Source organism: Candidatus Phytoplasma rubi (genome assembly GCF_026821955.1).
GTDB classification, from domain to species: domain Bacteria; phylum Bacillota_I; class Bacilli_A; order Acholeplasmatales; family Acholeplasmataceae; genus Phytoplasma; species Phytoplasma vitis.
Map to the genome: position 1 here is coordinate 435,178 of NZ_CP114006.1, position 15,827 is coordinate 451,004.

Annotated in this window: 12 protein-coding genes and 2 pseudogenes; all 14 read left to right on the forward strand. The window is 24.0% G+C overall.

The annotated features are described in order from the left end of the window. The first annotated feature begins 399 nt into the window (after positions 1-399). A complete protein-coding gene (locus RS022_RS02415; RefSeq protein ID WP_268849632.1) occupies positions 400-1,770 on the forward strand; it encodes a hypothetical protein in 1,371 nt (456 codons plus the stop codon). Positions 1,771-1,860: 90 nt separating this feature from the next. Then, on the forward strand, positions 1,861-2,658 hold the full coding sequence (locus tag RS022_RS02420; RefSeq protein ID WP_268849633.1) for a hypothetical protein: 798 nt from the start codon (positions 1,861-1,863) through the stop codon (positions 2,656-2,658). A 49-nt stretch (positions 2,659-2,707) separates the two neighbouring features. Next, on the forward strand, positions 2,708-4,402 hold the full coding sequence (locus RS022_RS02425) for an ATP-binding protein (protein WP_268849634.1): 1,695 nt from the start codon (positions 2,708-2,710) through the stop codon (positions 4,400-4,402). Positions 4,403-4,427: 25 nt separating this feature from the next. Beyond that, positions 4,428-7,724, forward strand: coding sequence for a hypothetical protein (locus tag RS022_RS02430; protein ID WP_268849635.1), 3,297 nt, complete (start codon positions 4,428-4,430; stop codon positions 7,722-7,724). Next, positions 7,717-8,361 carry a M41 family metallopeptidase gene (locus RS022_RS02435; RefSeq protein ID WP_268849636.1) on the forward strand — a complete coding sequence of 215 codons (645 nt, stop codon included), beginning with the start codon at positions 7,717-7,719 and terminating at the stop codon, positions 8,359-8,361. Before RS022_RS02430 ends, RS022_RS02435 begins: the two co-directional genes overlap by 8 nt. Before the next feature lie 283 nt (positions 8,362-8,644). After that, a pseudogene (locus RS022_RS02440) lies at positions 8,645-9,245 on the forward strand (sigma-70 family RNA polymerase sigma factor). 382 nt (positions 9,246-9,627) lie between these two features. After that, positions 9,628-9,955: pseudogene (locus tag RS022_RS02445) on the forward strand (single-stranded DNA-binding protein). Positions 9,956-10,040: 85 nt separating this feature from the next. Beyond that, a complete protein-coding gene (locus RS022_RS02450; protein ID WP_268849637.1) occupies positions 10,041-10,331 on the forward strand; it encodes an HU family DNA-binding protein in 291 nt (96 codons plus the stop codon). Between the two features lie 189 nt (positions 10,332-10,520). Continuing rightward, positions 10,521-10,694 (forward strand): hypothetical protein, encoded by a 174-nt coding sequence (locus RS022_RS02455; RefSeq protein WP_268849638.1) that lies wholly within the window; start codon positions 10,521-10,523, stop codon positions 10,692-10,694. Positions 10,695-11,259: 565 nt separating this feature from the next. Further along, the gene (locus RS022_RS02460; protein ID WP_268849639.1) at positions 11,260-11,958 is read left to right on the forward strand and encodes an ATP-binding protein; all 699 of its coding nucleotides are present in this window, start codon (positions 11,260-11,262) and stop codon (positions 11,956-11,958) included. A gap of 497 nt (positions 11,959-12,455) precedes the next feature. Then, the gene (locus RS022_RS04160; protein WP_308738510.1) at positions 12,456-12,638 is read left to right on the forward strand and encodes a hypothetical protein; all 183 of its coding nucleotides are present in this window, start codon (positions 12,456-12,458) and stop codon (positions 12,636-12,638) included. Between the two features lie 333 nt (positions 12,639-12,971). Further along, complete coding sequence (locus RS022_RS02470) at positions 12,972-13,757, forward strand: hypothetical protein (protein WP_268850200.1); 786 nt, start codon at positions 12,972-12,974, stop codon at positions 13,755-13,757. Next, positions 13,696-14,742: a coiled-coil domain-containing protein gene (locus RS022_RS02475; RefSeq protein WP_268849640.1), complete on the forward strand. Its 1,047-nt coding sequence runs from the start codon at positions 13,696-13,698 to the stop codon at positions 14,740-14,742. Before RS022_RS02470 ends, RS022_RS02475 begins: the two co-directional genes overlap by 62 nt. A 176-nt stretch (positions 14,743-14,918) precedes the next feature. Then, positions 14,919-15,797 (forward strand): hypothetical protein, encoded by an 879-nt coding sequence (locus RS022_RS02480; protein WP_268849641.1) that lies wholly within the window; start codon positions 14,919-14,921, stop codon positions 15,795-15,797. Positions 15,798-15,827 lie beyond the last annotated feature (30 nt).

Below are 15,827 nucleotides of genomic sequence, written 5' to 3' on the forward strand. Positions count from 1 at the left end.
ATTTTATAATATAGTTTATGATTTCAAAATATTAGATTTTTTTGTTTCTTATTTACTATTTTTTTGTCTTTATTTAAATTTTTAAAAAAACTATCTGAAAATTTATTTTATAATAATACTGTATTAATTTTTATTTTATATTGAAAAAACAATTTTTATGAGTATCAAATCCAAAAACATAATTTTTTAAAATTCATGTTTTTTAATAAGATAATTTAGACATAAAATTTGTTTTTTTTTTTTTTATTGTTAAAATTATTAAGTAATGAATTTTCGGAAATTGTTATTTGATATTTGAATTTATTATTTCAAAATACTTATTATAAAAACTCTTATTTATATTAAAAATGATTTTATTTTTTATTATTCTTATTATTTGGAACAGAGAGGTTTTATGTTTTGCAGATAGAACAAAAAAATAAAAAAATTATTTTAGGTTTTTATGTTTTAGTTATCATTATTTTATTTTTTATTTTAGGTATTTTTATTTATAAAAAAATTTTAAAAAAAGAAGAAATAGATGTAGAAAAAACAATGACCTATTTATGTTCTCATAATTCGGAATCATTTAATAAATTATTAAAAAAGATAGATAAATTAAGTGAATCAGAAATACCTGATTCTCTTTCGAAATTAAAAGTTTTAACAGATTCTAAAAAAGATTTGGTAAATAATTTGATATTTAAATTAAATAACAAAATAAAAGATGTTGATATAGAATTTAATGAAAAAAAGAGACGTTTTCAAACATTGGATTTTGATTATAACGAACAATCGTGTAAATATAATATCATGAAAGATAAAGAAACTGGTAATAAAAAATCAGAAGATTTAAAAAATTTTGAAAGAAAATTAGAAAAATCAAAAGAAGAATTAGACTTATCCAGGAGGCTTTATGAAGAAAAAAATAAAAAATTATGCGAATTACAAACATTTGAAAAAAAATTAAAAGATGAACTAAAAGAACCAAACAGTCTTGATAAATATAAATCAATAAATTTAGAAGAATTAGAAGAATTTAAAACATTTGAAAATTTTAAAAATTATATTATAATTAATCCATATTTTGAACTAAGTTATCTTAAATCAAAAACAAAATCCTTATATTTAAAGTCTTTTTATAAAGATATTGATAATATTAATCTAAAAAATGAAGAAATTTTAAAACAGTATGTGGAAATAATAAATAAATTAGAACAAATAAAAACTTTGTTAATTTTCCGAATATTAAGAAAAAATTATCTTGAATTCAATCGTTTATTATTTAACAATAATGATTTATCAAATAAAAGCGTTTTTATTGAGATTCCATATTATTTACGTTTAGCCATCGAAGCTTTAAATGATTTCGACAAGAATGATTTTTGTATTTATCGAAAAGTAAATAATAAAAAAGTTACAACAGAAGATAAAGCGAAAAGTAAAAAAAACAAAAAATACTTAGAAAAATTCTTTATAAACACAGAAAATTTAAAAATAAATTATTTTCTAAAAATTGATAATAAAGTTGAATATTTTAAAAATACAATTGATAGTTATTATGATGTTGATTTTAATGAAACTCCTAAGAATATGATTATAACAAATAGAATAACTAATAAAAAATTCATATTTGATTATAATTCACCAAATAATCATCTAACTTGTTTGCTAATTTTAGGCAGTAATGATTATCAAGAAAATAAAGAGAAATTAAATGATTTATTGGAATTAATTGGCAGAGAAGGAATTTTAACAAGAAATGAATGGCGTCCCAGAAACAAAAATTAATGATATCTAAATTCATGATTAAGTTCAACAGATATAAAATTTTAATATTTAATTTAAAATAATTTTTTTATCAAAAAAGGAACAAATATAATGTCAAATGAAAAAAAATTTTTATTAATAATTATCAGTTCAATATTTAATTTTTTAATGATTTTGATTTTAACTTTTTTTTATTTTCAATTACAAAAAAAATCTAATAATTTAAAAAAAAATTTTGATGATTTACAAAAAAATATGGAAGAAATATCAGACAAATTTACTGCAAATGAATATGAAATTCATGAAAAAAAAGAACAAATATTAGAAAAATTACAAAAAGAAATAAAACAACAAGAAGATTTTTTTAAAACATTTGAAGATGAAAACGACATTAAAAAACAATTAGAAGATATAATAGGCATAATTGAAGATGTAAAAAAAACTTTCAAAACAAATAAACAAGATAAAAAAACCGAAGATACTTTTAAAAAATATAGAAATGATTTTAACAATATTTCCGAGAGTGGAGTAGATTACAATAAAAGAACAGATTTGAAACAACTTGTTAACTATATGAATAAATTTTTACAAATGTGCGAAGAAAGAGATGTTCGTATTTCAACATTAGAAAATAAAGCTGTTACAGATTCGAATTCAATATCTGATCTTGAAGAAAAATTAGGCATATTAAGAAAATATTTAAATGGTTATGCTTTTTTATTAGATTTACATTTAGACAAAGTTCAACAAATAACAAATTTAATTGATTCATTATCTTCAAAAATAGAAAAAGATAAGTTAATAAAATTAAAAGAAATTATTATTAATAAATATGAGAATTTTTTATTAAAATCAATTCAAAATACAGCTGCAGAAGCACCATCATTTATCAAAGAATTATTAAAGTAATAATTAATTTTTTAATTTTAAAAGTTTAAATTAAAAAAAGGTAAATTTTATGAAAACATTTCATAATAAAGATCAAAATAAATCTTGGAAGTTTAGGTTCGGAACTATAAGTTTTTTGGCAGTTCTAATTTTATTAACTTCTTTATCATTTATTTTAGCTGTTATCGTCTTTTTACGCTCACCAGCCAAAGAAAATGAGTCTCATTTGCCGCCTGTGGTGCCACCTTCAGTTCCGATTCCTACATCTTTATCTAATAATAATTTATTAGATGTTAGTTCTTTATTAGAATTATTCACTCCTAAAGAACTTAATAGTGATGGCTTTATGCCTCTAGATGATTTTTTTGGTTCTGAAGAAATTAAAGACAAATTAAAAGATTATATACATAGATGGACAACAAAAAATAAAAAGAAATATAATAAGATTACTCGTAAAAAACTAGGTCTTCCTTTTCCTATGGGAATTATTTTTTACGGACCTCCAGGAACAGGAAAAACAACACTTGCTGAGGCTTTTGCGAAAGATTCAAAAATGAATTTTTACCCCATTACTAATGCACATTCATTAAAAGAAATCGAAGATATTTGGCGTAAAGCTAGAAACAACAGCCCTTCTTGTATTTTTGTAGATGAAGCGGAAGAAATTTTAAAATCAAGAGCTGAAAAAAATGCGAAATTATTAGAAGATGGAGATAGTAAAAAAACAAATACTTTTTTACAAGAAATTGAAGGTGTTAAAACTGATAAAGAAAGACCTGTTTTCTTTATTGCGGCTACTAATCACTTAGAAAAAATTGATTCAGCTATCCGTTCTCGTTGTGATTCTTTATATGTTGGTAACCAACCAGAAGATAAAAGACTTGATTACGTTCGAGCAGTTATTGACAAAATTTATCAATTACAAATAGAAACATATTCTAATGAACATTATATTCCTATTTTTGTTCATAAAATAAACATAGCTTTAAGAAATCCTGAATTATTCGCTACCGCTATTAAACATGGTTATTATATTCCTGCTTTAGGGTCTACTGAGATAAAAGGAATATCTGATGAAAAGAATCCTAACGGTAATTTAGAAACTTTAGACGATAAATTAAAAAGACAAGAATTATTATCCCAATATGCTAGAGCTAATAATCAAAAAATTGATGATTTGTATAAAGATGCTGTACAAAAATTTAATAATGAACAATCTGAATATAAAATTCTTGAACTTGAAGACACAGAAACATGGAAAAATTTTTTAAACCAAAAGGAAAATTATTTAAAAGAAAAAAAATTACCATATGATATTTATACTTTAGAAAAAGTTATAAAATATTTTTATGATTTAACTTCGGGGCGAAAAATAAACGCTATGATGTTGAAAGCAGCTGAAAAAGCCGTTCTTCGTGCAACAAGTAAAGGAGGGTCTTTTAAAATAGAAATTACTGATTTAGAAGAAACTTTTAGAGAATATTTCGGAAATCAAAAAGAGTTTGCTGAAATTAATCAATATTGTGATAAAATTAAGAAAAAACAAGAATCTGATCAAATTCAAATTCAAAGTTTTATTAATGATAATAAAGAAAAATTTCAAAGTTTTTTTATTAAAAAAGGTTTAAGTGCTCCTGAATTAACTCCAGAAGGAATAACAGCAGTTAATAAATTTTTTAAAATAAAAAATATTTTGGATCCTAAACACATATTTCTTTTACAAGAAATTATAATTTTAATAAACAAATATATAATAAAAAATTAATCTAAATAAATAAAAGGAGTTGTTAATGAAAAAAAAAAAAAAAAAAAAGATTTCGAAATATTCAAAAACATTTTTGTGTTCCTTTTTATTTTTTATTTTTATTTTTTCTTTTTCAATTTTATTTTGTAATTTTGTATACGGTTCAGAAGAAGAACTTTATGAAAAACAAAAGGAAAACTGTATTAACGAAACAAAACAAAGAGAACAAGAACTTTTTGAAATGTTTTACGATTTTAAAGAAGATATAGCTCCAATGTTAAAAAGTTTAAAAGATTTGGAAATTCGTTACAAACAATTACCTGAAGATAAAAGAAAAGAAAATTTTGATAAATTTTTGAATTTTTATCCAAAATCGGAAATATTTCATTTAGAAAATGAAATATGTAATTTAGATAAATCAATTGAAAAAGAAGAAGATAATTTGCAAGTAAATAAATCAAAAGAAAGACTAGAAAAATTAAAAAATTTATATTTTGATTTTATTTTAAATAAAATGAATGAATATAATAAAGATGAATATGATAGTGAATGTTCAAATGAAAATGAATTATATCATTTAACTCAAAGAGATCCAAAAAATTTAAAACGAACTCAACTTTTTAGTTATCTACCAGAAGTAACTAATTTACAATTTAAAATTGAATATTTAAGATACTTTTATAAAATATTAAAAGAATTACTAGAACCGAATAATTTTGATATTCGGCCACAAGACATTTATTCAGAAAAAGAATTTTTAGATTTAATAAATGAATTGGTTGTTGAATATAATAAAGAAAATGAATCAAAGAGACAAGAAAAATTAAAAAAATTTTTTACAGATAATCTAGAATTTCAATATTTAGATAATATAGATATAAAGTTAAAAGAAAAAAGTAGAGAAAAATTAGAAAAGGGTTTTCGTGAAAATTTAGAAAATAGAAGAGAATTTTTAAAAATAATGTTACTATCTCCTTTTCCTAAAGAAAATAATTTTAAAAAAATATTCTCTTCAAAAACAAGTTTATATAATGATAATTTAAAAAGTCCTAGTTTAAATAAAAAAGAATTAATTGAACATATAATCCATAGAAACAATGAATTAATTAATATCGATTTATCAAATAACTTAATAAAAACAGAAAATGATTTATATAAAATGTATGTTAATTATAGTATTTTTGTTTTTCGTTCTAGTTGTCTTTACGAAAAAAAAGAACAAAAAAAATTAAATGATATTATTAAAAATCAGAAAAAATTGTTATTTGATTGTTATAAAAGAAATTTTAACGAATATAAAGATAAATATGAAGGAAAATTAAATCAACTTTGTCGATACTTAAAACATTTAGATAAAGAATTAAAATATCAAAAACAAGATATCGATAATAGATATTTAGATCCTGTTATAGATAAAGAGACACAAAAAGAAACGGATAAAGGTTCTTTAGGTATAGATTTAAAAACTATTTATTTACAAAACCCTGAAGATTTAAAAAACCAATTACAATTTCAACTTGGCGAAATTAATGAATATATTTCTAATTTTGTAATTTATTATAAAGAAGAAATAAAAACAATTATTGAAGAAACTGAAGATTTAATTAATTTTATTAATGTTTTGAATAAAAACACAGAAATTAATGAAGAAAGAAAAACAAAAATTCAAGATAAAATTAAATCTTTAACTGAAGATTCACTAGAAAAAAATAAAAATATTCAACTTTTAGAAATTTTTAAAAAAAAATTAAACGAAAAACCTCATTGCCAAACACATGCTCTTAAAGATAATTTAGAAAAATTGGTTAAAACATATTTGACTAAAATAACTGATTTTATAGACGATGGGAATATAATTGATGTTAGAATTAAAACCTACAAAGATTATTATAAATTTAAAAAAGAAAACATTTTAAATCCGTATTTAGATATTATCAGTGAATTACAAATTAAATATTATAAATTAGTAATTGATATTTTAGGAGATATAGAAAAATCAAATGTTTTTGACGAAAAAAAAGAATATTATTTATACCTAAAAAATGAAAAAAAATATCCTATTTCCACAGATTTAGATAAAAAAAATATAGATGATTATTATCAAAAACTTCAAGATTATTTAAAATTGAATTATTCTAGCAAAGAAGAACAAAATTTTGAATTGTCTTTGGATAATATTCAATGGATTGGACAATTTTTAGCTAATTATAAACAGAAATTAACAGATAATTTTAATAAATGTAATATAAATGAAATAAGTGAAAATAATTCGGACCAAATTAAACAAATAATAGAAATATTCGAATCCGAAATTAAACAACGATTTCAAAAAATACAAGAACCGACAAATATTAATGCTGATCACAATAATGAATTAGAACAAATATTAAAAAAATTTGAAGAATCGGAATTTAATTCATTCTTTAAAGACGTTATTAATTCTCGAAAAAAAAATTTAGATAGTATTAATTCTCAAAAAACAAAATTAGATAGTTTATGTGAAGGCATTATAAAATTTGTTTTACCAAAAGAAAACAAAAACATTTTTAAAGATGATATGGAAAAATTAATCGATATTGTAAAACAACAATATGAAAAAGAAAAAAAAATAAGAGAATTTAATATAGAGATTAAAAAAAATGAAAAATACTTTAATGAATTAGACAAAATTATTGAAAGTTATTCAATTCAAAATAATAATGAAATTAATTTTTTAACTAATGAAAAAGAATCTAAAGAAACACTTGAACACAAACAAATAAAAGAGGAGGAGATCGATAAACAAGGACAAGAAACATTAAACAGTTTAATCATTGCCTTGAATGAAAAAACAAAAAAGTCCTTGATTGAAGAAAAAGAAGATATAAAAAAAGAAATAGAAAATTTATTAAAAAATTTAAAAGTTAACAAAGAAGAACATTTGTTTTTTAAAAAAAAATATGAAGAACAACAAAAAAATTTAAATATTCAATGTAAAGAAAATTTTCTTAATCTTATTAAAGATTTTAAAGATTATAAGTATATAGATACTAAATCATTTTACATTAAAGGAGAATTTAATTTTATTGATTGGTTACAAAATTTTATTAACAAAAAATTTCCTAAAGGAGAATTTATCGATGATAAATATATTGATTCACAAGAACAAAAACAAAAACAAATAAAACAAAAAATAAAAATTGATACTACGAATTATCCTTATTTCCAAGATGCTAAAAATTATACTTGTTATTCGGAATATTTATACAAAGACACAATTTTTTGGGTTTTAAATATACACTTAAATTCCAATGAAAATTATAATTGGAACAAAATAGAATATAAAGTAAAATTTTATGAATAATTATTTTATAATAAAAAATAAAAATTATGTCATCTGTCTTTTATGGATATTTGCTATAAATCTTTCTTTATCGTTTTTTTTATATGCAGAAAATCATGTTCTAATTAATAATTTTTTATCTGAAGTATTTAATGTTAATTCTAAAGATTTTTTAGAAAATAAAACTAATTTATCTGAAGTTGAAATTACAAGTTATCATGAATCAGGGCACACTATTATCGTTCTTTTATATCCTGAATATTTTGAATTTTTAGGAGTTACTATTATTCCTTCTGGAGATACTTTAGGGCATTGCAGATATAATATTAAAAAAATAAATTGGCGAGCAGAATCTTTAGTTGCTTTTGGTGGAACATCTGCTGAAAATCTCTTATTCAAAAGAAAACAAATCCCTACTAAAGATAAAGTAGGTAAGGGTTCAGGTACTGATCACGTTAAAGCGAATTTTTTAGTTCAACGTAATTCTACTATGCCACGAAAAGATTATGATCTTTTATATAAAGAATGCCAAAAATTAATTGAATTAAATCAAACTACTTTAACTAAAATTGCCGAAAAATTATTTATTAAAAAAACTTTATTTCCAAATGATATTAAAGATATTTTAAAAAAATATCCTTTACGAAAAATATCTTAAAAACAGTTTTTGACATATAATAAAAGAAAGAATTAAATATTTATTAATAAAGTTTAAATTAATTAACAAATTAAGATAAAAATAATAATTAGTCATTAAAAATGAATTAAAAAACATTTATAATTTTTTATAACACTACGCTTTGAGTTGTTCCAAAACTTTAGACACTTTTTATTTTTTAAAAACTCTTTAAGACTAACTAATAAGTTAGTCTTTTTTTTGTTTCAAAGACTAAAAAAATAATTTCCTCTCTTTTCTAAAAACGTTTTTAGAAAGGAATTAAATGTTAAGACAAGAATTATTTAAAGATTTTTAAAAAATAAAAGAATTTAGAAATTCGTAATCAATTAATCGAACTTCATTTACCTTTGGTAAAAAAACTAGTTTATAAATTTAAATATTATCCTCGAGTTTTAACTAGAGAAGATTTATATCAAGAAGGGATTTTAGGATTAATCAAAGCCCTTAATAATTATGAAGATTTAGGTTATGACTTTATTGCTTACGCTACTCCAACTATCAAATCGGAAATCACAGAAATGATTAGAAAAAGTCATTTTCCTTCTCTTCCACAAAAAAATCATAAAGTTGATAATCTTTCTTTTAAAGAAGAGTTTTATGAACCATATCAAATAAATAATTTAAACCCTCATCAATTATGGTTAAAACAAGTTAATCATGAAATTTTTTTAAAAAAAATTAAAGCTAAATTAAGTGAAAACGAATTTAAAATTATCAATTTAAGTTTTGGGGTTCCTTTAGGAGATATAAACGAAGATTATCAAACTAGTTATTCGAATGAATAAATAACTCAAATGCTTAATTTATCTTTAAAACAAGTAGAAAACATGAAAGAAAAAGCGATCAAGAAATTAAAAAAATAAAAAACGTTAACCTTTCTCGTCCGTAATGACGTTAAACTATAAGTCTTTGACGTTAGACCAAGAGGACAGCGGAAAAATCAAGTCCCATAACGTACATAAGGTAACAGTTACACCAGTAAAATATAACTGAGTTAACAGAAAAATTCCACTTTCCGTGGATCAATCAATTATTAAAAAAAATAAAATTTTAATTCAAACAAAAAAAGATTACTTTCAAAGTAATCTTTTTTTTATATCAAAATCAAGTATAAAACTTTTGAAATAACAGTAATAAACGTTTCCCAACATCAACAAATTAGATAATCGTCCAATACATTTGTTTTCAAAAGTTTTATTGATGGATAAATAAAAAAATATATCAAAAAGAAGGAAAAATAAAATTATGTTAAATAAAGTTCAATTAATCGGTCGTCTAAGCCATGATTTAGAAAAACAATATATCAATTCAAAAACGAACAAATCGCTAAAATCGATTTTCAATTAGCTCTTAACATTAAAGATAAAACCCAATTCATCCCTTGTATCGCTTTTCGTAATCAAGCTGAAAACATGAATAAATACCTACATAAAGGTTTAAAAATATATGTAGAAGGCACATTATCAATTCAAAAATACACGAATAATGAAGGTCAAACTAAAACTAACACTAAAGTTATTCTTCAAAACGTGATCTTTTAGATAATAAACCTCATGAATCTTTACCTTTTTAAAAAAAAGATTTCATAACAACCAAATGAACTTAATCATCTAACCAACAAACAATTAAAAAAATCAAACAAAAGGAGTCAAATAATTATGACAAAAAAAGAATTAATTAAAAAAATTGCTTTAGCTAACAAAACTTCCGTAACTAAAACTGAAGAATTTTATAATATCTTCGAAAATAATTTAATCAACGCTATCACTAAGAACGAAGAAATAGTTTTATTTCCTAAAATAGGCAAATTTAAATTAAAATCAAGAAAAGCCTACATCGGTAGAAACCCTAAAACAAAGAAAAAATTAAAAATCCCTGCCAAAACAGTAGTCACTTTCAAACTTTCAAAAACCATCAAAGACAAAGTTAAAACTTTAATTTTAAAATAAAAAAAGAGGTCAAAAATGGAAAACCAATCAGCCCAAATCCTTTGTGGGATTGTTTCAATCATTAGTTTTTTAATTACTTTCTTGATTATCTTTTTCAACTTCCAAGAAAAACCCAAAAAAAGATAACAATAATAAACCAACCAAAGAAAAAAAGTAGTAAATTAAACAACCTAAGAAAGGATGTTATCTATGTCATTAAATAAAAAAATTTATTTGAGTTTGATCGGATTATTAAGTTTAAGTTTCTTGATTTTATTAATTTTTGACTTTATTAATTCTCACCCATCAAATAAAAATCCAACATTAACTAATCTCAACCTCCATCAACACAACAACAAGAGATCGACCGCCAAATCAAATTAGAACAAGCCAAAATCCAAGAACTCCAACAACAAGATCAAACCTTAAAAAATCAAATTGATGAAAATGTCAAAACTTTAACTGAAACTATTACTAAAATTAAAACTCTGCAAACTGAATTAACAAATAACCCTCAATTAAATTCGTCAATCAAATCCCAAAAACAACAACAATTAACGGAACTGAAAAATCAACAACAAACCCAACAAACCTTAGTCAATAATTTATTAGAACAAAGGAAAGCGTTAAACCAAAATCAAAAAGAAAAACAAGAAGAATTAGAAAAATTAGCGCAAGAAAAAACCCAAATTCAAACCCAAGAAAACCTCCAACAACAAATTTCTCAATTAAATCAAGCCCTTAATTATGTCGAAGCTAATCAAAAAAGAATTGAAGAATTAAAAACGCAAAAAGAATATCAAAAAAATAAAACTTAATTAAAAAATTTAAATGATTTTCAACTTTTTTTAACTGATCAAAAATTCGCTTTTGAAAAACAAAAGAAAAATTTAACTATCCGATTAAATCATTTAAAAAAAACAAACCTCTTTCTCATAATAAAAAACAAGTGACATTCAAAGACGTTTACGGCATGGAAAGTGAAAAAGAAGAATTAGAAGATTTATTAACTTATTTTCGCACGAACCAATCCTTAATTAACTTCGATCAAGCCTGCCCTAAAGGTTATTTACTTTATGGACCTCCAGGAACAGGAAAAACCTTTTTAATCAAAGCTCTTTGTGGGGAAGCTAACGTTCACTTTATTAATTTAATTCCTTCCCAATTCCGAAAAAAATACATTGGTGAAGGGGAAAAAGAAGTTGATAAAGTGTGGCAAGAAGCCGAAAATCATGATAAAACCATTATCTTTATTGATGAAATTGAAGGATTAGAAAATCGTAATGATTCCAACATTTCTTCAGGAGGAGTCAATGTGATTAATACTTTATTAGATAAATTAGATGATTTTAATAGTAGTAATAAAAAAATTGTCTTAATGGGAGCGACTAATAATCTTCATAAAATTGATACCGCTTTACGCAGTCGTTTCAGTAAAGAAATCTATATCGGTCATTTAAAAGATCATGAAATTGAAGGTTATTTAAAACATATTATTGTCCCTTATCAAATTAGTTATCATACTTTCTTAGCTTTAAAAGAGATTACCCAATTATGTCAAGGTAAAAACCTCTCTAATCGTGATTTAACCACTATCATCGAAGCAGCTTACAAAAAAACGGCTAAATGGACTCAACAAAATCCTTAAATCCACGAAGTCATGTTACCTTCTGATATTGAAGAAGTCTTATAACTAAAATTAAAAATAAAACCTGATCATCAAAAAGTAAAACAACGCCGAGCAACTTGTGAAAACCAATACGCCCAATGGCGTCAAGGATTCAACCAATATTTAGATAAATCCAAAGATGAAACTAAAATAGAATGTCACTATACCTTTGATGGGTTAAACGGAATTAACTATTATCAACGTCGTTATTCTCAAATCCAAACGGAATTAAGTAATATTAATCAGCAATTAACTAAAATCCACCAAGAAAACAAAATCTCCCAATTAGAACAATAATTAGTCACTTTAAAACAAACACCTGACAAATACGAAAAAACCATTAAAGATAAAAATCAATAAATTATTGACATTAAAAATAATCTTAAAACTTTTCAAACTCGAGAAGAAAATTTAAGAAAGGAATTAAAGCTGGTCGAAAATCGACGTGAACTTCAAAAAGAACCATCTAACTTATTTTGTTACATCAAAGACCGTCTCATCCTTTCGACCGTTGGAATAAAAGAGGTTTAACTTACGATCGTACCACTTTAAACGGATTCGATTACGCTTCTTTCGATATGGAAGATGACAGTTCTTTATATTCAAATATCAATTTTGAAAAACAACAATTCAAAGGTCCAGGCTTTATAATCACTTAATCGTTAAATACAAAGGCCCTAAACACTTCTTAGACGAAGACAAAGACTATTACCTTGGCCACGCTTACGTCGATGATTCCAATTTCAAATTAACCGATTTCCACCTCTACTTCAACCCTGTCCGTAAAACCTTGTCGATTTACCAAGGTAAACATCACAATATATCTCAAAATAATAATCAAAAATAATTTCACCAACATTAAAAGATTCTAATTTAGAGTCTTTTTATTTTAAAAAAACTTTAAATCCAATCAAGAAAGCGAGTAAAATCATATGGCTCAAAAAACAAATAAAAACACTACAAATCAATAAAAAAACAATAAATCTAACAAAATAATTATCAAAAGAAAAACTCCAACTCCTAAAATAATTATTGAAACTCAAACTAAAAAAGAAAACTGGTTATTTAAAATAATTAAAACTTTCTTTAATATCCTCATTTGGTGTATCCCATTATTATTAATTGGTGGGGCGATTTATTGGACCCTTTTCAAATTCTTTCCTGAAGTTTTAAACCAAATCAACGCTTTTACGAGCAACGCCGTGGCTAAAACCAAAATGTTATACGATAAAGCTACTCAGCCAATTCGTAATGTTATCGAGTATATCTATAATAAAGTAACAGGCAACGATAAAGATCCAAATCATACTCCTTCACCGCAAAATAAATTAGGTTATTATCTAACAACTACTTTAAGCGTCATCGGGATTTGTTTCGGAATCGGAAAAATCAGTCATTGGTTAAAAGGTGTAACAAAAAAAACCATTAAAAAAGGAACTAAAGCCATCATTCAAAAAAAAGCTACTTCTAAAATAGCGAATGTCGGTGGTAAAATCCTTAAAATTGGTAGTAAAGCTTTATTTTGGGTTTCTTTAGCTTCAACTGCTTATGAACTTTACCAATTTTATCACGAAGAAACTAAAATCCCTAATCCACCACAACAATTAACCCATAAAATGGAAAATCCCCAACCACCAATCTTACAAGCGCCACCCATTCAACAATCATTCAATCAAACCATTATCCAAAACGAAGAATCAAGTTTAACTAATAATAATGAAGTTAAAGAAGAAACAACTCAAGAAGAAAGTAAAACTGGTAACCTTAACAATCCCTGATCATGGTTCAGTTGATCAATCAACAACTGAACCAAAACATCTCCAACAAGAACAACTCCAACAAACACAACCACTTGGTAAGGCATTAAAAGAAACTAACCAAAAAACTGAAACTCAACAATTAAATCCTGAAGAAATCATCAAAGCAAAAAACTTATTAGAAATTCAACTCCAACAAGAAAAAATTAATAGTTTAACTTTAGAAACACAAAAAACTAATTTAGAACATGATCTAACTCAAAAACAAGAAGAATTAGAAAACAATCAAAAACTATCTCAACAAGAAAAACAAGAACTTCAAAAAGAAATCAATCAACAAACCAACAAAATCCGTTCTAAAGAAAATGAAATCTTTAACCAAGATCAAAAGATTAATCAATTAGAAACTGATCTGCACCAAGAAAAAACGATCAACACCGAAAAAGAAAAACAAATTAATCAATTAATCAATCAAATCGACGAACAAAACCAAATGACCAAACAACTCCAAAACCAACTCCAAGAACAAAAATCTTTAATCGAAAATAAAAACCAAGAATTAATAACCAATCAAGCTTTATCCCAACAAGAAAAACAAGAACTACAAAAGGAAATCAATCAATTAACTACTAATTTTCAACAAAAAGAAAAAGAATATCAAGCAACTATCTACCAAAAAGACCAAGAAATCACCCAACTAAACCAAATCATCAATGAACAAGCCAATGAAATTAATCGTTTAAGCGAGGAATTAGAACAACAAATCGACAAATGGGTAAAACAAGGTCTTCACATTGAAGCCCTCGAAGGAACCATTAAAGCTTTAGAAAACGTCTCTGGTAAATATCTTGAAGAAAACGCCGAACTCCCTCATGAAATCAATAAACTTAAAGAACAAATAAAAGACGAACAAAAAGCCCATGAAGCAACTAAAATAACCTTAGAAGAAAAAAATAATAAATTAACCCAAAAAAAACAGAATACAAACAAATTGAAGATACTATAAAAAAACAACAAACCTGGAAAGGTTCAATTCAACCCTTTACTAATAAAATTAAAGACGACGTAAACGAAACAGTTAATAAAGTAACTTCTTGGTTCAAAAAATGATTTTAATTAAAATTCAAAAGTTAAATGTGTTAAAATGTTGGTATATTACAAATTACCCAAAAGGAACTAATCATGTTTAATATTAAAAAAATTATTAAATGGGTTTTTATCGTATTAGGGATACTTCTTTTTTTAATTATTGGTTTTATTGTTTTAACCGAAATGGAAATCATTAAATTACCAAAAAAAGAAATCCCTACTTTAAAAGAAACCAAATTTGAAAACATTGAAGAATGGTATGACGATAATAAAAAATGTACAATGATTAAAGCCAAATACACCTTTGATGACCTTAATGGCAGCATCGGTTATTATGAACAACAAAAACTTAAGGCAGAACAATTATTTCGCGAACGAGAATCATTAGAAAAACAAGCTAAAGAAAAAAACCTACAAATTTATTTAAATGATAAAGCCATAGATATGAATCGTTCACCTAATAATCCTGAATTAGATAATTTATCACAAAAAATCATGAAAAATCGCGATGAACTAATCAAAATAAATCAAAAATTAATATTAGACCGCCTCGAACTTCAAAAAGAACCATCTAACTTAGTTTGTTACATTAAATACCGTCATCCTTTCGACCGTTGGAATAAAAGAGGTTTAACTTACGATCGTACCACTTTAAACGGATTCGATTACGCTTCTTTCGATATGGAAGATGACAGTTCTTTATATTCAAATATCAATTTTGAAAAACAACAATTCAAAGGCCCAGGCTTTAATCACTTAATCGTTAAATACAAAGGCCCTAAACACTTCTTAGACGAAGACAAAGACTATTACCTTGGCCACGCTTACGTCGATGATTCCAATTTCAAATTAACCGATTTCCACGTCCACTTTAACCCAAAAAGAAAAACTTTATCCCTTTACCAAGATAAACACAACAATGATAAAAACCAAGAAGCCGAAAATAATAAAAGAACCAGCGATGACTGGTGATAAAAAAGAATAAAAATAAAAGGAGATTTA